Source organism: Bacillus sp. UNC438CL73TsuS30 (assembly GCF_000482325.1).
In the GTDB taxonomy this organism is placed as follows: Bacteria; Bacillota; Bacilli; order Bacillales; family Cytobacillaceae; genus Neobacillus.
Window position 1 is genome coordinate 21,423 of record NZ_AXVA01000005.1, and the last position, 22,634, is coordinate 44,056.

The following is a 22,634-nucleotide window of genomic DNA, read 5'->3' on the forward strand; positions in this document are numbered from 1 at the left end:
AGAGAATCAATATCTACAACATATCATAATTTTAAAGTAACGTCTAAAATGTTAATTTGAACTAAGTAGATGTAAAAACTCGGATTTTATAGTATGATAGGGAAGAAATATGTAAAGGAGTGGTATGAATGCCTTCAGTTGAAAGCTTTGATCTAGATCATAATGCTGTTAAAGCCCCGTATGTCCGCCACTGTGGTGTCCAAAAGGTAGGCAGCGACGGTGTTGTTAATAAATTTGATATCCGATTTTGCCAGCCAAATAAAGCGGCCATGAAACCAGATGCCATTCATTCTCTTGAACACCTGCTGGCACATAATATTCGTGAGGCTGCTGAAAAGTTTGATTTCAGCATTATTGATATCTCGCCTATGGGTTGTCAAACGGGGTATTACCTTGTTGTTAATGGAGAACCAACGGTAGATGAAATTATTGACCTTATTGAAGATACAATGAAAATTTCTCTTGAAGCAACAGAAGTTCCTGCAGCAACAGAAAGACAGTGTGGGCAGGCTAAACTACACAATTTAGAAGCGGCTAAAGAGTTAATGCGTGAATGGCTTAAAAACAATAAAGAAGAATTAAAGCAAGTATTTGCATAGACCCAAAAAACTCCTATTCAATCGAATAGGAATTTTTTTATGGCTTATTTTGTTCCTCTTCATGCTTGTTTTCTTTCTCTATATAAGGATTTTCTTCCAATGGGTCAACCGTATGTTTATATGAGTAGGCTTTAGATGTGGTAAGAACTGCAAGCAGTAAAACCACGATTACAATTACAATACATACTACGAATACTGTATACATTTTCTTTCCCCCTTCCCTAAACTATTGTAGCATGCCATCAACTTTTTTTTGTACAAAAAAAAGGAAATTGCCCAAAAGCAATTTCTCTTTATTCTATATGTAAAATTAATGTATATTACGAGGATAAAAGGTATGTGTCCGGTGCTGTCCATATTCTTCTTGTGCAAATTTGCCTTTTAAACTTTCGATTAAATATAAACCCATTAAATCGTAAAGCTCTTGTTTATCCATATCCTGGATTAATGCGAGTAAATCTTCTTGGGACATTTCCTCAAGAAAAGCGAAAGCCAGCATATCAATATCTTCTTCGTCACCAGTCAATTTATTCCGATACATTTCGTATAGTTCATCAACTAATTTCAAATTGTTCACCTCCTATGAGAATATTTTTACCCTAATCATTATTTTATCCCTTTTACACAATTAAAAATCTGTTACCTTAATTTTATGATAATTATACAGCATTCATTTCTAAAAAATGAACCAAAATTTAAAAAAGAATAAAATTCTCTTTTCGGAAAGTATTATTTGGGGTAGTTAGGAAAGGAGTAGTGTTTCACTACCCCTTTTTAGGTTGAAGTTATTTTTAAAAGAAAGCAGGTTCTGCCTTATTGATGAATAATTCCCTAACTTTTACATGGGAAGGAATCAATGGGTGGTTTTGAATAACGTTCACACTTGTATATACATTATCTTTAAATGTACCGCTGCCCTCGAGCCATTCCATTATACTATCAGCTGGATACTCTGGCTTGCAATGTTTAAAAAGATAATCAAATATTTGAATTTTGTTCTGAATTTCTTTGTTTTCGTTTATCTTTTTAACGATTGCCTCTAAGTTATTGTGATTATTTTCTGAAGCTGCCACAATAATTTCATTTACATTCTCCTGGTAAACAGAAAGGATGATGTCCCTCATTAAATCACCGAATGGCGAAATGGCTGGTTGGAAACACTGCAAAATTAAAAAGTTCTCAGGATCCATTTTGATATTTTCTTTAATAAGCCCTTCAATTTTTTGGTCCATTCCAATAACAAAAAGGATTTTTTTCTTTCCATCTATATACATTTCATTCACCTTCTCAAGATAATTTGTTCTCTAAATTATTAGAGAGCTTAAAAACCATGATTCGTTCTCCAGTACGTGTACTAATATCAGTGTAAAAACTAATGACTTCCTGACCCGTAATCGTAAAGATAATCTCCTTTAATTCTTCTATACCTGTTTCCACTAAACTATTTCGGGTCTTCTTAACGGATAGCAATCCCTCTTTGTCCTGACATAATGAATATTCAGCAGGAGATAAAATACCATGCAATACGACAAAAATCATATCCCGTAAGATATCTGATTTAACAGATACTGATCCACGTCCAAGATAACTTTTTTCCCAATGAGTTAAAGCTTTACTTATTTCAGCTTCAACCATTCCTTTTGACTTATCCATATTGGTTCCTGTTCCTTCTCTCTTTTTAAAAGTTACAAATAAATATGAAACATGATAATTGCTTAATGTGAGGGGAAGAGCTGTTATGACCAACTCTCCCAGTTTCCTTCTGGATCAATAGATGCAAGCCGAATCCACCCATTTTGTACTTTTTGATAGAATTCTTGACTCTGGTTAAGTGCTTTTTGCACATATTCTCTTGGCGCTTGAATTACCATTAGAAGTCTCAATGGAGCGTGATAGACCTCTTCATCAGAATGCATAACGGATTGCCATGGAAGTCCGGATAATAAGTCACTGGCATTCCCTTGCATCACTCCGATACCGGCAGTTACGGTTTGGGTTGCTTTATTTCCACTGCCATAATAATGCGGTGCAACAGTAGAGGCATAATACTGCAAGTTGATCCATTGGCAAACTGTTCCAGGACCATTAATGATCGCGGAGAGTAAATTACCATTTTTATCATTTTGCCATTTATAATTTTGCAGAAAAGTTCTTCCGTTCAAATTGCATTCCTTAGTTAGGTTTCGTTCTCCGATAATGAAGGAGGCATTGCGTGCCAGACCCCACTCTGGACGTACTTCACTCCAATCTTCTGCAAAGCGTTCTGCTTCTTTCTTCGGATTTTTGCAAGTTAAGTTGATATTTGGTAATTGTGGTATACGTTCAGCATTGGCTTTTTCACTAACTTTTAACAATATGGACTCTATTTGATCAAATGCTTCCTTAGCTGAATCCGTAAGTTCCGGAACATAAAGCCAATTCAATTTATCCAGTGTAGTAATATGTTCGGCGGCAGCAAAAACCGTATCAACCGGAATCGAAATTCCCTCCCTAGCGAGAGTTTGCCGAACCTTTGGAAGATTACACAAGGATGCAAGCACACGGGCATTGAATCCGCTAGAGGCTCCACCGCATGCACCACAGTCAAGTGCAGAGGCATAAGGATTGTTTGTGCTATGACTTCCATGGCCGCAAATAACCACTAATGGAGCGAAATAATCGGTAAATCCCATCATCTTCAGTGCTTGACGTACGTAGGACACTTTTTCCTCATCAGTAAATCCAACAGGTAACTCAGAATGTAAAGTATACTCACGTTCTAATGAGAGTTTGGTGGAAGGTTTTCGCAGCCAAGTTTTTCGAATCATGCGTAAAGCAGATCCGGCCCCTCTAGGAACAAAACTTCTTACTAACGTTTGTAAGCCCATCCATGGACCGCTAATCTCAGGCAGCAGCATGCTTGAAGGAAGGTTATGTTTCATTATCTTAAATGTTGAATTGAGTGAATGAGCAGCCTTCCTTCTTTGTTGATATTGCTTTAATTCCAGTTCAGATGAAGTTTCTTTAACTTTAAATTGCGGTTTAAACATAACCGGTAAAGAGTTATGGCTGTGATGACATCCAAGTTCAGAGGTTTCGATTGGCAAACCGAAAAAACCAGCAGCTCCCATTGTCTCAAATGGCCCCTCTTGTTCAAGGTTACGGCGAAAAGGCTCAGAGCGTACATCAATACAAAAGATAAATTGTGCCATTACAGGTTTTACATATTTTTCTGAATTCATTTGTTTCGATTCGATTATCTCTTTTAATTGATTTTCGTATGTTTTTTCCCATGCTTCTAACCAGAGGCGCTGGCGGACAACCCGATCAAAACGATGGGCAAGTGTGAAATGGGCTTTTAGTTCTGCTGTAGAAAACTGGGCTAATCTGTTGTATGGTATGCCACCCCACTGGTCCCAGGCTGCAGCCAACGGTTCTATTAAGACTTTATCCTCTATTTTTTTCTCAGGCAAGGGAAGATAAGGTTTAATCAAAGCATATTCCAGAGAAATTCGAACAGCCAAATATTCCTCAAGCAGTGAATTTTCCTGGGATGATTGCTGTGAGCGCCAAAGCATCATTCCCGCCCAGCCTGGAAGTGCAAGCAAATGAGCTTCAAGGTATTCCTGTATCTCATAAAAGGGAATTTCTAGCTTCAACAATGCCTTCATTAAAGCATCTTCAGCCTTTTCAGGTAAATCATTAAGTTCTTCACGTATAGAAGATTTTAATGCCGGGTCATATTTGACTAATTTCCGCCAAGCATGATAGAAACCATCTTCCCGATTCGGCATTGACAAAACAGCCTGAGATTCATCAAGAAATAATTTACACCACTTAATCATGTGGCGATTGAGATCTTTCGCTGTTCCTTCATTTCCGAGTTGTTCCAAGTATTGACTAAACGTTTTAATGGCATGTTTTTCGGCAAACTGATGCTTAAAATGACTTAGTTTTTTTTCGAACCTTCTAAACTCCTGTGTTTGTGGAAGCTTGGAAGGAGGTTGGTCCATTAAAAGTGCAGTGCGACAGAAGCGTTCTGCAACATCACGCGGGACTTCTAAAGATTGTGAATCCAGCCAATTATGTAGCACAATATCGAGAAATTCCTGTTCAATTTCACCCCGTTTACGTGCCGACTTTAATATAGATTCTGTCGGATAAATTTCCACATCACAAACATCCTTGAGCCGGCGAGCGACTTTCTCAAATGGTTGCTGTTCTAATCCCATCCACGGATTTCGCGCAGCAAACGTATTGATTGGTCCAAGGGGTGTAATGACTTCAGTGGCTGATTTCACCAAATCGTTAAGATGCTGGGGATGAGATTCCTTTTCTAAACTGGATGAATGTGCCAATGTTAAGATAGTATTCACCGTAAATTTCCTCCTTGAGACAGTAATCTTGTCAGATACTTTGGATGGCTTTCAAAGAATTTATTTTTCGGTTCACTTAACCGTAAGAGCCACAGATAAATGACAGCAAAGGCCGCAGATGAACGATAATGAAACAGTAATAAACCAAGAGCACTGCAAACTAGCACAAAAATCAGAAGTATAAGGGTTGCAAGGGCAGGAGGCTGTGTTCCAGTTCCAATTTGAACGGTTTCCTCTAACAATCTATAAAAGGCGGTATGCACGAAGTGGAAAACAATACCTGCTCCTGCAAATAGTATAAATCCTGCTACTCGCCCGACCTTACCGTTTGCATGGGCAACAAGCTGTTTCCAGGCTAGTAAGACAGACCATCCTAAAATGATAGCGCTCATTAATTGATATCCGTCTTTAGGGGAAGTTAACCAAAAGACAGCACCCAGGAACAATCCTAAAACACCCCCACTAATTGTCCATAACCAAGATGAAGGTTGTGTTGTCTTGATGATTGATTTACGGTGTTGCACCGCAGCCCCAGCCTGAAGGAAAAGGGTGGCCTTGAATAGACCGTGTAACACAGCGTGAATGATGGCTGCCCAATAAGCCCCTAATGCACATTGAATCAGCATGAAGCCCATCTGTGCGATCGTAGAGCCTACGAGTTGTCGTTTATAGTCAACCTGGACCAGCATTATTCCCGTACCCATTAAAACTGAAAAACTCGATAATGCTAACAGAACCACCTGAGCCACATCTCCACTAAAAAATGGTGTAAATCGGGTTAACATAATTCCACCGGCATTTACAATCCCTGCATGCATTACAGCAGAAATAGGTGTTGGCGCAATAACTGAATCTAATAGCCAGCGGTGGAAAGGCCATTGTGCGGCTGGAATCATAACAGCCACGATTACAAGCAAGCATATACAGGTTTTTTCCCATGAATCAAGTTGCTCAAGACTATTCTCTGAAAGGATCTTTGACAATTGCCACTGTCCTGTTGCCTGTCTAATCCAGAGAAAAGCTGACAATAAGATGATCCAACCAAGGGCGAAAAGACGACCGGAGAGCCTAGAAGCATTTCGGGCAATTTGCCACTCTTTTTTTAATCCGATAAGAAGGGTTAATCCCAGAAGTGTCGCTCCCCAGCAAAGTAATAATAGTCGGGTATCATTACTTAGCCAGGCAAGAGAATCGGCGGCCGTAGTCATGGTAAGCAGTGCAAAATACTTCCGGTATGAATGTTCGCCAAGTAAATAATGAACGGAGTAACGCTGCACAATAAAACTAATCGTAAAGACAAAACATGCAAGCAGCCACGATAATGAATCAAGATGCCACGGGCCGAAATTTACTTCTCCATTTCTAAAAACTAGGGCCATTAGTGCGGAAATCGCGGGCAATATAAGAATTGCAGTATGAACACGTACAAAATTCAAGGGAATTTTCGGATTTAATAGCAACATGGAGCTGAGTACAGAAAGTGCAACCATGAGAAAAAAAATCGTCGGCAGTAAAATCATTTGCATCAATTTCCTCTCTACCTAACATTTTTTTAAACAAAAAAACCGACAATTTATCAATGTATAATAGGTTTGTAATCAAACCATTATACGCTGAAAATTGTCGGTTTACTTTTAACTAGCCTATTTTAGGCTTTTTACTAGTCTACCTTTTTATATAATTGTTCCTTCCTTGTCAAAAAGGAAGCATATTCCGATTTAACCTATTCCATTTTTCATAAAATTATAGATTTCCTTTTTCATATGGTCATTAATAAATGATGAACCTAATGCTAAAGGAAAATGAGTTTTATATATTAATAGAATAAGTTTTATATGGTAATAATGTTACTACTCATTAAACATTCTGTCAAATTGAATACAAACCGATGAAATAAAAAGAATAAAATGTATCACTTTGCGGAAAATGATAATTAGTGTTAAGAAAATTGGGCTGCCTCCGAAATTTCAGAGGAAATGGCCAGGAAAAAGGGGCTGACTGCATGGATGGACAGAAGAAAACCTATTATATAGATGTTGGAACAGGGCATATAACACAAAGTGCCCGGAGCTCAACATGGAGCTATAAAATTCAAGCAACGGATGAAGAAATTACTGAGCTGCGTGAATTATTTGATCAAAACTATTCAACGGAATGGGATAATTTTATCCGCGCCCATATCCCCTATGTTGAATATCACCATGATCGTGAAAACGACCGGTATGATAGTACGATTCAACAGGTTTATGGAAAAATTTATAAACTCGGTGATGAAGAAGCAAGGAATCATATTGAAACAATGAATATCCTGCCAAAAAGTGAATAATAAAAGGAAATCCTTATCCATTTAAGATAAGGATTTTTTGTTTCCCGATTATTGATTATAATAAAAGAATCAACGGTAATAGGCGGTAATGAGATGATAGAGTTTATTGATCAAAATGGGAATCAAGTTGAGTTATTATTTTCTGAAAAAAATTTTCCCGAAAAGGCAAAGCACGTACTGGTTATTTGTCAATATAAAGATTCCTGGTTATTGACGTGTCATAAAAAACGTGGTCTTGAATTCCCTGGGGGGAAAATGGAGGAAGGAGAAACACTGGAAGATACGGCGCGTCGTGAGGTTTATGAAGAAACAGGGGCTATTCTTGGGGATTTAAGGCGAATCGGGGAATACAGGGTAATCGACCCAAAAGGTCCTTTTGTAAAGGCAATTTTTTGGGGAATCGTGAGCACGTTAAACAAAACGAATTCCTATAACGAAACCAATGGTCCTGTTCTTGTGAAAGGGGATCTTTTAAAGCTCCGGTTTGGTGACGAATACAGCTTTATTATGAAAGATCGAGTCGTGGAGGAATGCCTTCAACTTCAAAGTAGAAAAGAATAGCGGCATTGGAAATGATTACTGCTATTCTTTTGTTTTTATCGAAAATTTTGAATTTTCCCTAATAACTGAATTGACAAAGAAACTAGTTTATGAGAATATAATTTTGTGAATCCGCTTTCAATTATTTAATTTTTCGAAAACAATTGAATATCTTACGGTTGATTGTATTGGGAGAGAGTAACGAATGTTGCCGCCGAAGGAGCAAATTCCATAAAAGCCTTGGAATAAATCTCTCAGGTAATAAGGACCAGTACATGACGTAGCTCTGGAGAGTGCATATTTCTTTAAATGCCACCAAAGGGGATCTGCTTTTTTGGCAGGAAACTTTCAGGTAAAAGGACAGAGAAGGTAGTAAAAATGCCTTCTTCTGTCCTTTTTTGTTGTCAAAAAGGGGGTAAAGGAAATAGGGTTGATTTACTGAAACATGATGAGGGTGTATTCACGGTTTGAAAAAATTAGGAAATGAGGGGAAGCAATGCAAGAACAAAAATTAGATAGGGGTTTAAAGAACAGACATGTTCAACTAATCGCCATTGGCGGGGCAATTGGAACGGGGTTATTTCTTGGGGCAGGAAAATCTATTCATTTGGCAGGACCTTCGATTTTATTTGCTTATATGATTACAGGTGTCATTTGCTTTTTAATTATGCGTGCACTTGGCGAACTACTCTTAACTAATTTGAACTATCATTCATTTGTTGACTTTGTTAGAGACTATTTAGGTAATATGGCAGCTTTTATCACTGGTTGGACCTATTGGTTTTGCTGGATCTCGATTGCCATGGCTGACTTAACAGCGGTTGGTCTCTATACCCAATATTGGTTTCCGAATGTACCACAGTGGATGCCAGGATTAATTGCTCTTGTTATTCTGTTAGTAATGAACCTTACAACTGTTAAACTTTTTGGTGAAATGGAATTTTGGTTCGCATTAATTAAAGTAATTGCCATCTTGGCACTAATTTTCATCGGGCTTGTCATGATTATAAAAGGCTTTTCCACAAATTCCGGGCCATCCAGTTTCAAGAACTTGTGGAGCCATGGCGGCATGTTTCCAAATGGAATAAATGGATTTATACTCTCATTCCAAATGGTCGTGTTTGCATTTACAGGGATTGAACTAGTAGGACTTACAGCGGGTGAAACAAAAGACCCGGAAAAAGTAATCCCAAAAGCCATCAATAATATTCCAATCCGTGTTTTTATTTTCTACCTTGGCGCACTATTTGTCATTATGAGTATTTATCCTTGGAATGCCATAAATCCGACAAAAAGCCCATTTGTCCAGGTCTTCGTAGCGGTCGGTATCGCAGCTGCTGCCGGTATTGTTAATTTTGTCGTTCTTACATCCGCAGCTTCAGCATGTAACAGCGCTGTCTTCAGCACAAGCCGGATGGTTTACTCACTAGCCAAGGATAATAATGCACCTGTACCATTCGCAAAACTTACTTCACGAAAAATACCTTCAAATGCATTATTCTTTTCAACCGTTGTCATTCTCATTGCCGTAATTTTAAACTATATCATGCCGGAAGGAGTATTTACACTAATTACAAGTATTTCTACGGTATGTTTCATCTTTATTTGGGGAATTACTGTCATCAGCCATTTAAAATACCGTAAAGTAAGGCCGGATTTGGCAAGAGTAAATAAATTTAAGTTGCCGTTTTATCCTGTTTCCAATTACTTAATCCTTGCTTTTCTTGCATTCGTTCTTGTCGTCCTTGGGCTAGCGGAAGATACGCGTGTTGCCTTGTTCGTAACTCCTGTTTGGTTTATTATGCTAATTGCAATTTATAAGGTACGGAATCAAAAGGAAAATCATACAGATCCAGTGAATCAAGAAAAGATTGCAGAAAATTAATAGAATTATCTTAATTACTTTTTATTGTTATCGCTTTCAAAAAATTTTAAAAAAAGCTTGACGTGAATTATGTTAGCGATTATTCTGAAAATAATAATAAATAGAGCGGATGACGGTTGTGGGAGAGTGCAATTTAACACGCCACCGAAGGAGCAAGTTCCAAAAAGACCCTTGGAATAAATCTCTCAGGTAGATGGAACCATGACTGGACGCAACTCTGGAGAGCGCATAAAAAATTATGCCACCAAAGGGGAAGGTTCTTTTCGTAAAAGAGCTAAACTCTCAGGTAAAAGGACAGAGAAGGGTAGAGCAATCTTTATGCTACCCTTTTCTGTCCTTTTTTGCGTGCAAAAAAGTGAGTGTTTCTATCAGTTTACTTGGAAATAAAAATCTTCGGGGATAAGGAAGATATTCCATGTTTGAAACATCAAAGGGTAGTTGAACCATTAAAAGGAGGACTAGAAATGGGATTACAACAAAATGATTCAACTATTTTTGAAGCAATTAAGAAAGAGCAGGAACGCCAGCATCAAACATTGGAGTTAATCGCTTCTGAAAACTTCGTAAGCCAAGATGTATTAGAAGCAATGGGAAGTGTGATGACGAATAAATATGCTGAAGGCTACCCAGGGAAGCGTTACTATGGTGGGTGTGAATTTGTTGATATAGCAGAAAATACAGCGATTGATCGCCTAACAAAGCTGTTTGGCGCAAAATATGCAAATGTTCAGCCACACTCAGGTGCACAAGCAAATTTTGCAGTATTCTACGCATTGTTGCAGCCCGGTGATAAGGTCATGGGGATGAACCTTTCACATGGCGGGCACTTAACTCATGGAAGCCCTGTCAGTGTTTCAGGAAAATGGTTTGAAATTGTCTCCTATGGTGTGAGAGAGGACACTCAATTGATTGACTATGATGAACTGGAAGTGATTGCAAAAAGAGAAAAACCGAAATTAATAATTGCGGGGGCAAGTGCTTACCCAAGAGAAATTGATTTTGCGCGCTTTAGACAAATTGCTGACAAAGTTGGTGCAAAATTCATGGTTGACATGGCTCATATTGCGGGACTTGTTGCAGCCGGTCTTCATCCTTCACCAATTCCATTTGCCGATGTTGTAACAAGCACTACGCATAAAACGCTCCGAGGTCCGCGCGGCGGAATAATTTTAACCAATGATGAAGACATCATAAAGGCCATTAATAAATCAGTGTTCCCAGGGATACAAGGCGGTCCCCTCATGCACATCATTGCGGCCAAGGCGGTTGCTTTCAATGAAGCACTGCAGCCAAGCTTTAAGGAATATGCAAAACAGGTGATTGAAAATGCAGCAACACTTGGAGAAACATTAAAAAATGAAGGTGCTGCCCTTGTTTCTGGGGGAACGGATAATCATATCGTTCTTTTGGATTTACGTCCGTGGAATTTAACTGGAAAAGAAGCAGAAAAATTATTAGAAGAAGCGGGGATTACCGTAAATAAAAATACGATTCCATATGACCCGGAAAAACCGTTTGTTACGAGCGGAATCCGGATGGGAACTGCAGCTCTGACAACGCGCGGAATGAAGCAGGAAGAAATGGTGGAAATCGGGAAAGTCATTGCCGCTGTTCTGAAGAGTAAAGGGGACAAAGTCGTGCTTGAGAAAGCAAAGGAAACAACAAAAACGATTTGTGGCGCCTATCCGTTATTTCAGCAAGCTGTAACAGTGTAAGAAAGGGGCAAATTGGGATGGAATTTCAGAGTTGTTTTGACATTATCGGTCCGATTATGGTGGGACCATCGAGTTCTCATACAGCTGGAGTCGTATCAATCGGAAAATTTATCTACGAATTGTTAGGAGATTGTCCAGAAGAAGCAAATATTGTATTTTATGATTCATTTGCCGAAACCTATCAAGGTCATGGAACAGATAAGGCACTTCTTGGAGGATTACTTGGGATGGATACGGATGATTCGCGAATTAAATCTTCATCGGATTGGGCTAAAAAACATGGCATGCAGTACCAATTTGATTTTGCAGAAAACTGTGAGTATTACGACCATCCAAATATTGCAATTGTAACAGCAAGGTGCGGTGATTATGTTGTTAAAGTTGGCGGTGTTTCTCTCGGCGGCGGCTTATCCAAGATCTTTATGATTGACGAGAAGATGGTTGATATTCGATTGAGTGCAGGTGATGATTTTGCCACCCTTGCTCGTGATTACCAACCCATCAGGAAAGAGCTTATGGAGGCAATATGATGGGAATTCAGTCTATGAGAGAACTAGTTGAAGCTTGTGAAAAAGAACAAAAAACCATAGGCGAAATGATGTTGATACTGGAAGCAGAAAAATCAGGGAGAGACAAAGAAACCATTATTGGCATGATGAGAGAGCGACTAATCAAAATGAAAGAAGCTGTCGACAGCGGCATCAAAGATGACTCAGCTGCACCAAGTGGGATTTCCGGCGGGGATGCTGTGAAAATGTATGATTACATGAGTCAGGGCAAGGCCCTCTCCGGAAATTATATAAGTAATGCAATGGCCTTTTCATTGGCAACCTCTGAAGGTAATGCCCGGATGGGGGTCATAGTAGCAACGCCAACTGCCGGAGCAGCCGGCATTTTACCTGGAGTTTTGTTTTCGCTTCATAAAAATGATGGTACGCCTCTTATAGATTTAGTTATGGGCTTGTTTACGGCAAGTATGCTTGGTTTGGTTATTGCAAACCGTTCATTCATTTCAGGAGCAGCTGGAGGGTGCCAGGCTGAGGTAGGATCGGCAACAGCCATGGCTGCCGGAACAATCGTTGAGCTAAAAGGAGGAACACCACAACAAGCCGTGAATGCCACTGCCATTGCCATGAAATCACTTTTAGGTTTGGTTTGTGACCCGGTAGCAGGACTTGTTGAAGTGCCATGCATTAAACGGAATGTAATTGGGACTTCCATTGCATTTTCAGCAGCGGATATGGCCCTTGCTGGGATTGAAAGCCGGATTCCTTGTGATGAAGTCATTGAAGCGATGTATAGGGTTGGAAAAGATATGCCTAGGACACTCCGGGAAACAGCTCTTGGAGGACTGGCAACGACAGAAACAGGTAAACAGGTAAAGGAACGGCTATTTTGCAGGAAATAATAGGAGGTATAACAATGGGGATCGATACAGCATTAAAGCAAACACCACTTTTTGAAACTTATGGTAAGCATGGTGCGAAGGTTATTGACTTTGGAGGATGGGCACTACCAGTTCAGTTTTCCAGTATTTTAGATGAGCATGAGGCAGTCCGAACAAATGCAGGACTTTTTGATGTCTCACATATGGGTGAAGTACTTGTTGAGGGAAAAGATGCAGAGAGTTACATTAACTACTTAGTTACAAACGATGTAACAAAGCTTAGCATCAATCAAGCACAATATACCGCAATGTGCTACCCAGACGGCGGAACGGTCGATGATTTATTAGTATATAAATTAGACAATGAAAAATATTTACTCGTCATTAATGCGGCGAACATCGAGAAAGATTTTGACTGGATGAAGCAACAGGCAAAAGGGGAGATGAGGCTCCAGAATATTTCGAATGAGATCGCTCAGCTTGCTATTCAAGGTCCAAAGGCTGAAAGTATCGTTCAAAAATTAACTGACATTAATTTATCAGAAATTGGCGCATTTAAATTTGCTCAACATGTCAATCTAGACGGGGTAACGGATGTACTTGTATCTCGCACGGGTTATACAGGAGAAGATGGTTTTGAACTATATTTAGCTGCTGATCAAGCGGAAACCCTTTGGGAAAAACTTTTAGAAGCAGGAAGTGAGGACGGCTTAAAGCCATGTGGACTGGGAGCACGTGACACACTTCGTTTAGAAGCACGTCTGGCACTTTATGGTCAAGAACTGTTAAGTGATATCAGTCCGCTTGAAGCAGGAATTGGCTTTGCCGTAAAACTAAAAAAAGAATCCGATTTTATTGGGAAGGCTGCACTTATCGCTCAAAAAGAATCCGGTTTAAAACGAAAGCTTGTAGGGATTGAAGTCACTGGACGAGGGATCCCACGTCACGGTTATAAGGTAGTTTCAGAAGGAGGAGAGGAAATCGGTGTTGTTACATCTGGAACCCAATCACCCTCTTTAAAGAAAAGCGTTGGACTTGTTCTAATTTCTGCGAAACAAGCTGAAGTGGGGACACCATTAAAAGTGGAAATTCGTAACAAGATGATTGATGCCGTTGTTGTGAAAACACCATTTTATAAAAGAGGTTAATAGAGTAATAAAGATACTCTGGTAAACTCTCAAATTGGCAGCAGGCAGATGTCTGATCCACAAACATACTTAAAAATGATTTTTAAAACTTATTAAATTCTAATTAACAATTGAAGGGAAGAAAATATGATGACACAAGCAATTGCAACTTTACTATATAGCAAGGAACATGAGTGGGTTTTAAAGTTAGACGGAAATCGAGTACGAATTGGAATTTCTGATTATGCACAAAAACAGTTAGGAGATATCGTATTTGTCGAAAATCCCCAAGTGGATGATGAAGTAACAGCGGATGAATCAATGGGAACAATCGAATCGGTAAAAGCCGTTTCTGAAATTTTCGCTCCAGTATCAGGTACAGTAGTCCGGATCAACGAAGAGTTAGAAGATGCTCCTCAGACAATTAACGAACATCCATTCAGCAAAGGCTGGTTGGTAGAAGTGGAAATGTCAGTTCCTGAAGAGCTTGAATCCCTTTTAAATGAAGATGAGTACAAAGCATTTATCAATGAAGAAGGAGAGGAATAAGATGGCGAATACTTATAGATATCTCCCTGATACGGAACAAGATAAAAAGGAAATGCTCGATTTCTTAGGAATGTCTTCCATTGAAGAATTATTTGAAGATATTCCATCTGAACTTCGTTTAAAAGGTGAATTAACTATTCCAGAAGCGGATCCAGAACCTATTTTAATGAAGAAAATGAACCAACTTGCTGCAAGTAATTTAAATGCAAATCAATATCCAACTTTTCTAGGTGCGGGTACATATGATCATTATATCCCAAGTGTTGTTGATCACATGATTTCACGTTCAGAATTTTATACAGCTTATACACCATATCAACCAGAAATCAGCCAAGGGGAATTACAAGCAATTTTTGAATTCCAAACGATGGTTTGTGAGCTGACAGGAATGGATGTGGCCAACTCCTCCATGTACGATGGCTTTACATCACTTGCAGAAGCTGCCTCACTTGCTGTTGCTTCTACAAAACGTTCAAAAGTAGTTATTTCAAAAGCTGTTCATCCTGAATCACGTGCAATTTTAAACACGGTTGCAAAGGGTCAAGAATATTCAGTTGAAGAAGTAAGTCTTGATTCAGATGTAACAGACTTAGAACAACTAAAAGCACAAGTAGATAAAGGCACGGCTGCTGTTATTGTTCAATATCCAAACTTCTTTGGTTCTATTGAAGATTTAACAGAAATTAAGAAAATTGCTGATGAGGTTGGTGCTCTTTTCATCGTAAGTTCAAACCCGCTTGCATTAGCCCTATTACAATCACCAGGTAAACTTGGAGCAGATATTGTTGTCGGGGATATGCAGCCACTTGGTGTTCCGATGTCCTTTGGCGGCCCGCATTGCGGATATTTTGCTGTTAAACAAAAATATATGCGTAAAATTCCGGGTCGTATTGTAGGACAAACTCATGACCAACAAGGAAGACGCGGCTTTGTATTAACCTTGCAAGCTCGCGAGCAGCATATTCGCCGTGATAAAGCGACTTCTAATATTTGTTCAAACCAAGCACTAAATGCTCTAGCCTCTTCTATTTGCATGTCAGCATTGGGAAAGAATGGTGTCCGTGAAATGGCACAGCAAAATATTGAGAAAGCTGACTACATGGCAAAGTCTCTTCAAAACAAAGGGTTTAACGTTTTAAACAAATCAGCATTCTTCAATGAATTTGTTGTAGAACTACCACTCCCAATTAAAGAAGTTAACACTAGGCTTCTTGAATCAGGGCTCATTGGTGGTTATGACTTAGGACTTGATTACGGATTTGACAATCAAATGCTGATTGCGGTAACAGAACAACGTTCAAAAGAAGAGATAGACAAATTTGTAGAAGCATTGGGGGCTGTTGTAAATGGTTGAATATAATGATCTAATTTTTGAAATTAGTCGTTCAGGTCGTGTAGGTTACAGCCTACCGAAAAGTGATGTTAAAAGTGTTGATTTACAAGATAAATTTCCAAAACATTTAATTCGTGATGAAGCAGCGGAACTACCTGAAGTATCTGAGCTTCAACTTGTTCGTCACTATACTGCACTTTCAAATAAAAACCACGGGATTGATAATGGATTCTATCCTCTTGGATCTTGTACGATGAAATATAATCCGAAAATTAACGAAGATGTGGCACGTCTAACTGGTTTAAGCCGTATTCACCCATATCAACCAAGCGAAACTGTACAAGGTGCATTAGAGCTTTTATATAATCTACAAGAAGAGTTAGCTGTAATCACTGGTATGGATGCAGTAACATTACAGCCTTCTGCAGGTGCTCAAGGTGAATGGACTGGATTAATGATGGTGAAAGCTTACCATGAGCAAAAAGGTGAAGTTAGAAAGAAAGTTCTTGTTCCAGACTCCGCTCATGGTACAAATCCTGCTAGTGCGAGCGTTGCAGGATTTAAGACAGTAACGATTCCATCAAACGAAAATGGATTAGTTAACTTAGAAGAATTAAAGAAACATGTTGATAGTGAAACCGCTGCATTAATGTTAACAAACCCTAATACACTTGGTTTATTTGAACAAGAAATCGCTGAAATTGCTGCTGTAGTTCATGAAGCAGGCGGATTACTATACTATGATGGTGCGAATGCCAATGCGATTTTAGGAAAAACAACTCCAGGATCAATGGGCTTCGATATCGTGCATTTAAATCTTCACAAAACATTTACTGGTCCACACGGTGGTGGAGGTCCTGGTGCAGGTCCTGTTGGTGTTAAGGAATTCCTCCTTCCTTACTTACCTGTACCACGCGTTGAAAAAGACGGCGATAAATTTGTGTTGAATTCAAATTATCCATTATCTATTGGCCGTGTAAAAGGCTATCATGGAAACTTTGGAATTTTGGTTCGTGCATACACTTATATTCGTACATTGGGACCAGTAGGATTGCGTGAAGTTTCTGAAGGGGCTGTCCTTCATGCGAACTATCTTCGTAAAAGACTAGAGCCTTATTTTGATTCACCATATTCACAAATTTGCAAGCATGAATTTGTATTATCCGGTTCAAGACAGAAGAAGTTGGGGGTCAGAACACTTGATATGGCCAAACGTCTGCTTGATTTTGGATATCATCCGCCAACCATCTACTTCCCGCTAAATGTTGAGGAATGTTTGATGATCGAACCAACAGAAACAGAATCAAAGGAAACAATGGATGCATTTGCTGATGTGATGATTCAAATCGCCAAAGAGGTAGAAGAAAACCCAGGTATTGTATTAGAAGCACCACATACAACGGTGATTGGCCGATTGGATGAAGTTCAGGCGGCAAGACAACCGATTTTACGTTATAAAAAAGAGGAATCAGCAGTAAAAGAAAAAGAACCTGTAAACGTATAAAGAAACCTTCCATCTGTGCGGGAATGCTCCGCACAGATAATTTTCAAGTTTAGCAGATTATGTTCCGGTCATAGGAGTGAATAAGATGGCAACTGAGTATGTACGTAAACCAGAATGGCTTAAGATAAAATTAAATACGAATGAGCAGTATACCGGCTTAAAATCGATGATGCGTGAAAAAAAGCTTCATACCGTCTGTGAAGAAGCAAAATGTCCGAACATTCATGAATGCTGGGCATCACGAAAAACGGCAACCTTTATGATTTTAGGAAGTGTATGTACACGGGCCTGTCGATTCTGTGCCGTTCAAACAGGACTACCAACAGAGCTTGATTGGGAAGAGCCGGAACGCGTAGCAGAATCAGTGGAGCTGATGGGATTAAAGCATGCCGTGATTACGGCTGTTGCCCGTGATGATTTAAAAGATGGGGGAGCCGGGGTTTTTGCAGAAACGGTCAGAGCAGTCAGACATCGTAATCCATTTTGCAGCATTGAAGTCCTTCCTTCTGATATGAATGGTAAATATGAAAATTTAAAAACGTTAATGGATGCAAAGCCTGATATTTTAAATCACAATATTGAGACAGTGAAACGTTTATCACCAAAAATACGTGCCCGGGCTACATACGAACGTTCCCTTGAGTTCTTGCGGCGCGCTAAAGAAATGAATCCTGCTATTCCAACAAAATCAAGCATTATGATCGGACTTGGAGAAACACAAGAGGAAATTATCGAAACGATGGATGATCTTCGCACAAACAATGTGGACATTATGACCATTGGACAGTATTTGCAGCCTACTAAACATCATTTAAAAGTCCAAAAATATTGGAGTCCGCAAGAATTTGAAGAATTAAAAATAATTGCGATGTCAAAAGGTTTTAGTCATTGCGAAGCCGGGCCGCTCGTTCGCTCCTCCTATCATGCAGATGAACAGGTCAATGCAGCAAAAGTGAATGTGCAATAAGGGCAAATAGGAGAAAAGGAGAGGCATCCAATGAATTTAAAAGTAACTGAAGCGGCGATGGACAAACTGAAAGAGCTGATTGAGACGGAAGGAAATAGTCCCCGGATTGATGCCGACGTAACAGGGGGATGCGGGATGTCCGTTAAGTTTTCAATTGTTTTTGATGAACCGCGTCGAAACGATTTATGCATTGAGATGGATGGGCTACAAATTCGGCTGGATCGTTTTACTAAACGCTATTTAGATGAAGAAATAGAAATTGATTATCAAGTTGAACAAGGGTTTCTAGTTGGGGACAGCTTTACCTCAAGTGCGTGCGCCATTGAAATCGATTAATGGGAAGCTGATTGTGTCTTAAAAGGCAAGGAGCATCCCCTAATTTTTATTACTTTTAATCTAAGTTTTCCAGTAGGTATTATAGGTATTTTTGTTTGGAAAGGAGAAACGAAATGACAAAAGAATATGACGTGGTTATTATCGGCGGTGGACCTGGAGGATACGTTGCAGCTATTCGTGCCTCTCAATTGGGTTTAACAGTAGCAGTTGTTGAAAAAGGGAAACTTGGCGGAACATGCCTTCATGCAGGATGTATCCCAACCAAAGCATTATTAAGAAGTGCAGAATTATATTCTCAAACAAAAAATGCAGAGCGGTTTGGTGTCATTGCCCCTGAAATTGGGCTTGATTTTTCAAAGGTACAAGCCCGGAAAGAAGAAATTCAGGACCGCCTATACAAGGGGATCCAGCATTTAGTGCAAAAAGGAAAAATCGATGTTTATGATGGAAAAGGCAGTATCTTGGAATCAAAAGATGTATTAGTTGAATTAAACAATGATGGCGGAGAAATCATTATAAGCCCGCGGAATATTTTAATTGCGACAGGTTCCCGGCCAAGAACATTTTATGGCTTGGAGGCAGATGAAAAGTATGTGATGACATCAGATGAAGCCTTAGCAATGGAAACACTTCCAAATTCCATCATAATTGTTGGCGGTGGGGTGATTGGAATTGAATGGGCATCGATGCTTGTGGACTTCGGTACACAGGTTACTGTGCTTGAATATGCCGATCGTATTTTACCGACAGAAGATAAAGATGTTTCAAAGGAAATCCAGCGCTTACTAAAGAAAAAAGGCGTAAAAATCATTACAGGGGCAAAAGTTCTACCAGAAACACTTGAAAAAGGTGATGGTGTTTCGATAAAGGCAGAGCATAAAGGGAAGGAAATTTCATTTTCTGCCGATAAACTTTTAGTTTCCGTAGGGAGATTACCAAACACAGAAGGAATTGGACTTGAAAAAACGGACATTGAAATGAATGGAATTTTTATCAAAACAAATGATTCCTATCAAACAAAAGAACCGAACATATACGCAATTGGTGATGTTATTGGCGGCTTACAGCTTGCTCATGTCGCTTCACATGAAGGAATCATTGCTGTTGAACATATAGCAGGAGAAAGTCCTAATGCACTTGACCCAACTCTTGTTTCAAAATGTGTTTACTGCAGTCCTGAAGTCGCAAGTGTTGGACTAACAGAAGATGAAGCAAAGGAAAAAGGATTTCAAGTAAAAACCGGTAAATTCTCATTTCGTGCAATCGGTAAGGCACTCGTTTTTGGTGAATCAGACGGTTTTGTCAAACTTGTTGTTGAAGAAGGAACCAATAAACTGTTAGGTGCTCATATGGTGGGTCCTCATGTAACGGATATGATCACCGAGTTTGGTCTTGCCCGTGTATTAAATGCGACTGCAATGGATATTGCCCATACCATCCATCCACATCCTACATTAGCCGAAGCAATCGGTGAAGCAGCCTTAGCGGTAGATGGAAAGGCCATTCATGCATAAAGGAAGGTGGGAGAGGAAATGATCACAAAGTTAAAGCTGAATCGTGCGGTACTATTAATTTCTTGTCCAGAAAAGCCAGGTATTATCTCAACCGTAACGAATTTTTTATTAGAACACAAAGCGAATATTGTCCATTTTGATCAACATACAACAGACCCGCACTCTGGTATATTTTTCATGCGGATTGAGTTTGATTTGGAAGAATTTGATTCTGCATTTGAAAAACTTGAACATGATCTTCATATGATAGGGGAGGAGCATGCCTTAGATTGGCAGTTAAGCACGAATAAAAAAAGGAAGCGAATGGCTATCTTTGTTTCCAAAGCAGATCATTGTCTCACCGAGCTTCTTTGGAGGTGGAAATCAAAGGAAATCCCGGTGGACATCCCTTTGGTAATTAGTAATCATCCTGATTTAAAAGAGGAAGTTGAAAGTTATGGCATCCCTTTTTATCATATTCCAATGTCTCATGAGACAAAAGAAGAGGCCGAACATAAAGCATTAGAACTAATAGACGGGAAAGTAGATTTTATTGTATTGGCAAGGTATATGCAAATTCTTTCCCCGAATTTTATTTCTCATTTCCCGAATCAAATCATTAACATCCATCACTCTTTCTTACCGGCATTTGTTGGTGCAAATCCCTACGTGAGAGCATTTAACAGAGGTGTGAAGTTAATCGGGGCAACTGCTCACTATGTAACGAATGATCTTGATGAAGGACCAATCATTGAACAAGATGTACAGCGCATTAATCATCGTTTTACAGTAGAGGACCTAAAGACGGCTGGGCGCCATGTGGAAAAAAGGGTTCTAGCTGAAGCGGTTTCCTGGCATGTCGAAGATAAAGTTCTGGTTCATGGCAATAAAACGATTGTATTTGCATGAGAGGCATGAAAAAACTAAAAAGAATAGCGATATTTTTTCGCTATTCTTTAATCAGTTTTTTCTCAATATAGTCTACTAACTGGTACATAATAGTTGCTAAGACGGCAACAACAAGGAGTGACAGCATCACTAATGTAAAATTAAATACCTGGAAGCCGTAAATAATTAAATACCCTAGCCCTTTAGCTGATACAAGATATTCTCCTACAATTACTCCTACCCATGATAATCCGACATTTACCTTTAAAGTTGAGATAATCGTTGGAAAACTAGCCGGCAGAATCGCTTCTTTAAAGCATTGAAAACGAGTGGCACCAAATGTTTGTAGAACTTTTATATAGTTCGGATCAACTTCGCGAAAGGATGTATAAATTACAATGGTTGTCACTATAACAGATATGATGACTCCCATAGCAATAATCGAAGGATAACCCGGACCTAAAGCGACAATTAAAATTGGACCAAGGGCAACTTTTGGCAACGCATTTAAGATTACTAGATATGGATCGAAAATTTTTGAAATCATCGGGGACCACCATAATATTGCAGCCATAATAGTACCCAGTAATGTCCCTAAAATAAAACCGAAAATGGTTTCAGTTAATGTGACCATCGTGTTATCAAGCAATGTTCCATCTTGAATTTTATCCCAAAATAATAACCCGATTTTGGAAGGGGAACTAAAAATAAGCGGGTCAACCCAATGGAGTCTGCTTGCAACTTCCCAACCTATAAAAAATAAGAGGAAAATTAACAACTGATAAAATCTTACCCATCTATTTTCAACCTTTAAAAAGTGCAGGTATTCCTGGTGAAGCTGTTTTACTTTATGAGGATTCAAGTGACTCCAACTCCTTCCATACCATCTCAAATAAGCTGGAATATAATTCGTGGTTTCGGGCTTCAAGTGGTGATAAATCTTTTAGCTCATTTGGAATTTGAAAAGTTTGATGGAGTTTACCAGGTCTTGCTGAAAACAAAAATACCCGATCACTCATGGCTATGGCCTCACCAATATCATGTGTAACAAGGATAGCTGTTTTGTTTAACTCTGTTAATGTGTTAGAGACTAAATCCTCTAATTTTAATTTTGTTTGATAATCAAGTGCTGAAAAGGGTTCATCAAGCATCAATAACTTAGGCTCTGTTGCTAATGTTCGAACGAGTGCAGCACGCTGCCGCATTCCCCCAGATAATTGTTTTGGCAGTTGTTTCTCCACACCTTTTAGACCGATTTGATTTAAAAGCTGTAATGTTTTCGTTTTCGACTTTTCATTCAGCTGGTTTGATAATTTAAGTCCCAAAAGGACATTTTCCTCAATTGTTTTCCAAGGAAACAGGTAATCCTGCTGAAGCATGTAGCCAATTTCATTGTTGTTCGAGGATATAGGCTTATTTTCGAGAAGCACCGTCCCTTGGGTTGGTTTAAGTAACCCTGCAATAATCGATAGAAGCGTTGTTTTTCCACAGCCGCTTGGGCCGAGAAAGGAGACAAATTCCCCTTCCTCGATTTTTAAAGAAACATCGGAGAGGGCCGTGGTCACAGAGTTTTTTGTCAAATAGGTATGATGGATTTCATTAATGGTTAAGAAACTCATCGGACCGCCTC

23 protein-coding genes and 2 riboswitches are annotated in these 22,634 nt (G+C 39.2%); of the genes, 15 read left to right on the forward strand and 8 right to left on the reverse strand.

The window, feature by feature from the left end; all coding sequences use genetic code 11:
* Window positions 1-128: 128 nt before the first annotated feature.
* Window positions 129-599 (forward strand): S-ribosylhomocysteine lyase, encoded by a 471-nt coding sequence (locus M028_RS0100215; protein ID WP_026572097.1) that lies wholly within the window; start codon window positions 129-131, stop codon window positions 597-599.
* A 37-nt stretch (window positions 600-636) separates the two neighbouring features.
* Here the strand turns inward: M028_RS0100215 and ytzI are convergent, their stop codons facing one another.
* The 6 genes from ytzI to M028_RS0100245 all read right to left on the reverse strand — a co-directional run bounded on the left by ytzI (window position 637) and on the right by M028_RS0100245 (window position 6,480).
* Window positions 637-804 carry a YtzI protein gene (gene ytzI, locus M028_RS31765; RefSeq protein ID WP_081810610.1) on the reverse strand — a complete coding sequence of 56 codons (168 nt, stop codon included), beginning with the start codon at window positions 802-804 and terminating at the stop codon, window positions 637-639.
* Window positions 805-909: 105 nt separating this feature from the next.
* Window positions 910-1,167 (reverse strand): DUF6154 family protein, encoded by a 258-nt coding sequence (locus tag M028_RS0100225; protein ID WP_026572098.1) that lies wholly within the window; start codon window positions 1,165-1,167, stop codon window positions 910-912.
* Between the two features lie 223 nt (window positions 1,168-1,390).
* The gene (locus M028_RS29170; protein ID WP_051590875.1) at window positions 1,391-1,873 is read right to left on the reverse strand and encodes a hypothetical protein; all 483 of its coding nucleotides are present in this window, start codon (window positions 1,871-1,873) and stop codon (window positions 1,391-1,393) included.
* Window positions 1,874-1,886: 13 nt separating this feature from the next.
* A complete protein-coding gene (locus M028_RS0100235; RefSeq protein ID WP_026572099.1) occupies window positions 1,887-2,252 on the reverse strand; it encodes a DUF2294 domain-containing protein in 366 nt (121 codons plus the stop codon).
* A gap of 83 nt (window positions 2,253-2,335) precedes the next feature.
* Complete coding sequence (locus M028_RS0100240; RefSeq protein ID WP_026572100.1) at window positions 2,336-4,954, reverse strand: putative inorganic carbon transporter subunit DabA; 2,619 nt, start codon at window positions 4,952-4,954, stop codon at window positions 2,336-2,338.
* A complete protein-coding gene (locus M028_RS0100245) occupies window positions 4,951-6,480 on the reverse strand; it encodes an NADH dehydrogenase subunit 5 (RefSeq protein WP_155925389.1) in 1,530 nt (509 codons plus the stop codon). Before M028_RS0100245 ends, M028_RS0100240 begins: the two co-directional genes overlap by 4 nt.
* A 476-nt stretch (window positions 6,481-6,956) precedes the next feature.
* Here M028_RS0100245 and M028_RS0100250 point away from each other — a divergent pair, with 476 nt between their 5' ends.
* From M028_RS0100250 to purU, 14 genes are all read left to right on the forward strand, one after another.
* A complete protein-coding gene (locus tag M028_RS0100250) occupies window positions 6,957-7,280 on the forward strand; it encodes a hypothetical protein (protein ID WP_026572102.1) in 324 nt (107 codons plus the stop codon).
* Window positions 7,281-7,373: 93 nt separating this feature from the next.
* Window positions 7,374-7,841: an RNA deprotection pyrophosphohydrolase gene (ytkD, locus tag M028_RS0100255; protein ID WP_026572103.1), complete on the forward strand. Its 468-nt coding sequence runs from the start codon at window positions 7,374-7,376 to the stop codon at window positions 7,839-7,841.
* Window positions 7,842-7,999: 158 nt separating this feature from the next.
* Window positions 8,000-8,101: riboswitch (glycine riboswitch) on the forward strand.
* A gap of 215 nt (window positions 8,102-8,316) precedes the next feature.
* A complete protein-coding gene (locus M028_RS0100265; RefSeq protein ID WP_026572104.1) occupies window positions 8,317-9,705 on the forward strand; it encodes an amino acid permease in 1,389 nt (462 codons plus the stop codon).
* 207 nt (window positions 9,706-9,912) lie between these two features.
* Window positions 9,913-10,013, forward strand: a riboswitch (glycine riboswitch).
* 156 nt (window positions 10,014-10,169) lie between these two features.
* A complete protein-coding gene (gene glyA, locus M028_RS0100275) occupies window positions 10,170-11,420 on the forward strand; it encodes a serine hydroxymethyltransferase (protein WP_026572106.1) in 1,251 nt (416 codons plus the stop codon).
* 17 nt (window positions 11,421-11,437) lie between these two features.
* Window positions 11,438-11,950, forward strand: coding sequence for a serine dehydratase beta chain (locus tag M028_RS0100280; protein ID WP_026572107.1), 513 nt, complete (start codon window positions 11,438-11,440; stop codon window positions 11,948-11,950).
* The gene (gene sdaAA, locus M028_RS0100285; RefSeq protein WP_035423574.1) at window positions 11,950-12,828 is read left to right on the forward strand and encodes an L-serine ammonia-lyase, iron-sulfur-dependent, subunit alpha; all 879 of its coding nucleotides are present in this window, start codon (window positions 11,950-11,952) and stop codon (window positions 12,826-12,828) included. The genes M028_RS0100280 and sdaAA overlap by 1 nt, the downstream gene beginning before the upstream one ends.
* Before the next feature lie 14 nt (window positions 12,829-12,842).
* The gene (gcvT, locus tag M028_RS0100290) at window positions 12,843-13,955 is read left to right on the forward strand and encodes a glycine cleavage system aminomethyltransferase GcvT (RefSeq protein ID WP_026572109.1); all 1,113 of its coding nucleotides are present in this window, start codon (window positions 12,843-12,845) and stop codon (window positions 13,953-13,955) included.
* A gap of 129 nt (window positions 13,956-14,084) precedes the next feature.
* Window positions 14,085-14,483 (forward strand): glycine cleavage system protein GcvH, encoded by a 399-nt coding sequence (gene gcvH, locus M028_RS0100295; protein WP_026572110.1) that lies wholly within the window; start codon window positions 14,085-14,087, stop codon window positions 14,481-14,483.
* 1 nt (window position 14,484) lies between these two features.
* Window positions 14,485-15,837, forward strand: coding sequence for an aminomethyl-transferring glycine dehydrogenase subunit GcvPA (gene gcvPA / locus M028_RS0100300; protein WP_026572111.1), 1,353 nt, complete (start codon window positions 14,485-14,487; stop codon window positions 15,835-15,837).
* The gene (gcvPB, locus tag M028_RS0100305; RefSeq protein ID WP_026572112.1) at window positions 15,830-17,320 is read left to right on the forward strand and encodes an aminomethyl-transferring glycine dehydrogenase subunit GcvPB; all 1,491 of its coding nucleotides are present in this window, start codon (window positions 15,830-15,832) and stop codon (window positions 17,318-17,320) included. The genes gcvPA and gcvPB overlap by 8 nt, the downstream gene beginning before the upstream one ends.
* Window positions 17,321-17,405: 85 nt before the next feature.
* Window positions 17,406-18,287, forward strand: coding sequence for a lipoyl synthase (lipA, locus tag M028_RS0100310; protein WP_026572113.1), 882 nt, complete (start codon window positions 17,406-17,408; stop codon window positions 18,285-18,287).
* A 30-nt stretch (window positions 18,288-18,317) separates the two neighbouring features.
* Entirely contained in the window at window positions 18,318-18,623 is a 306-nt protein-coding gene (locus tag M028_RS0100315; RefSeq protein ID WP_026572114.1) for an iron-sulfur cluster biosynthesis family protein, read from the forward strand.
* 113 nt (window positions 18,624-18,736) lie between these two features.
* Window positions 18,737-20,137: a dihydrolipoyl dehydrogenase gene (gene lpdA / locus M028_RS0100320; protein WP_026572115.1), complete on the forward strand. Its 1,401-nt coding sequence runs from the start codon at window positions 18,737-18,739 to the stop codon at window positions 20,135-20,137.
* An 18-nt stretch (window positions 20,138-20,155) separates the two neighbouring features.
* A complete protein-coding gene (purU, locus tag M028_RS0100325) occupies window positions 20,156-21,025 on the forward strand; it encodes a formyltetrahydrofolate deformylase (RefSeq protein WP_026572116.1) in 870 nt (289 codons plus the stop codon).
* A gap of 40 nt (window positions 21,026-21,065) precedes the next feature.
* Here the strand turns inward: purU and M028_RS0100330 are convergent, their stop codons facing one another.
* Both M028_RS0100330 and M028_RS0100335 read right to left on the reverse strand, forming a co-directional pair.
* Window positions 21,066-21,866, reverse strand: a complete 801-nt coding sequence (locus M028_RS0100330) for an ABC transporter permease (RefSeq protein ID WP_026572117.1) — start codon at window positions 21,864-21,866, stop codon at window positions 21,066-21,068.
* On the reverse strand, window positions 21,853-22,623 hold the full coding sequence (locus tag M028_RS0100335) for an ABC transporter ATP-binding protein (protein WP_026572118.1): 771 nt from the start codon (window positions 22,621-22,623) through the stop codon (window positions 21,853-21,855). Before M028_RS0100335 ends, M028_RS0100330 begins: the two co-directional genes overlap by 14 nt.
* Between the last annotated feature and the right edge of the window lie 11 nt (window positions 22,624-22,634).

Bases quoted from the DNA above. Each gene is read 5' to 3' on its own strand.
- gcvH (WP_026572110.1), top strand. From the start codon at position 14,085: ATGACACAAGCAATTGCAACTTTACTATATAGCAAGGAACATGAGTGG.
- M028_RS0100215 (WP_026572097.1), top strand. From the start codon at position 129: ATGCCTTCAGTTGAAAGCTTTGATCTAGATCATAATGCTGTTAAAGCC.
- M028_RS0100280 (WP_026572107.1), top strand. From the start codon at position 11,438: ATGGAATTTCAGAGTTGTTTTGACATTATCGGTCCGATTATGGTGGGA.
- glyA (WP_026572106.1), top strand. From the start codon at position 10,170: ATGGGATTACAACAAAATGATTCAACTATTTTTGAAGCAATTAAGAAA.
- sdaAA (WP_035423574.1), top strand. From the start codon at position 11,950: ATGGGAATTCAGTCTATGAGAGAACTAGTTGAAGCTTGTGAAAAAGAA.
- ytkD (WP_026572103.1), top strand. From the start codon at position 7,374: ATGATAGAGTTTATTGATCAAAATGGGAATCAAGTTGAGTTATTATTT.
- gcvPB (WP_026572112.1), top strand. From the start codon at position 15,830: ATGGTTGAATATAATGATCTAATTTTTGAAATTAGTCGTTCAGGTCGT.
- lipA (WP_026572113.1), top strand. From the start codon at position 17,406: ATGGCAACTGAGTATGTACGTAAACCAGAATGGCTTAAGATAAAATTA.
- gcvPA (WP_026572111.1), top strand. From the start codon at position 14,485: ATGGCGAATACTTATAGATATCTCCCTGATACGGAACAAGATAAAAAG.
- ytzI (WP_081810610.1), bottom strand. From the start codon at position 804: ATGTATACAGTATTCGTAGTATGTATTGTAATTGTAATCGTGGTTTTA.
- M028_RS29170 (WP_051590875.1), bottom strand. From the start codon at position 1,873: ATGTATATAGATGGAAAGAAAAAAATCCTTTTTGTTATTGGAATGGAC.
- M028_RS0100235 (WP_026572099.1), bottom strand. From the start codon at position 2,252: ATGGATAAGTCAAAAGGAATGGTTGAAGCTGAAATAAGTAAAGCTTTA.
- M028_RS0100315 (WP_026572114.1), top strand. From the start codon at position 18,318: ATGAATTTAAAAGTAACTGAAGCGGCGATGGACAAACTGAAAGAGCTG.
- M028_RS0100265 (WP_026572104.1), top strand. From the start codon at position 8,317: ATGCAAGAACAAAAATTAGATAGGGGTTTAAAGAACAGACATGTTCAA.
- M028_RS0100245 (WP_155925389.1), bottom strand. From the start codon at position 6,480: ATGCAAATGATTTTACTGCCGACGATTTTTTTTCTCATGGTTGCACTT.
- gcvT (WP_026572109.1), top strand. From the start codon at position 12,843: ATGGGGATCGATACAGCATTAAAGCAAACACCACTTTTTGAAACTTAT.
- purU (WP_026572116.1), top strand. From the start codon at position 20,156: ATGATCACAAAGTTAAAGCTGAATCGTGCGGTACTATTAATTTCTTGT.
- M028_RS0100335 (WP_026572118.1), bottom strand. From the start codon at position 22,623: ATGAGTTTCTTAACCATTAATGAAATCCATCATACCTATTTGACAAAA.
- M028_RS0100250 (WP_026572102.1), top strand. From the start codon at position 6,957: ATGGATGGACAGAAGAAAACCTATTATATAGATGTTGGAACAGGGCAT.
- lpdA (WP_026572115.1), top strand. From the start codon at position 18,737: ATGACAAAAGAATATGACGTGGTTATTATCGGCGGTGGACCTGGAGGA.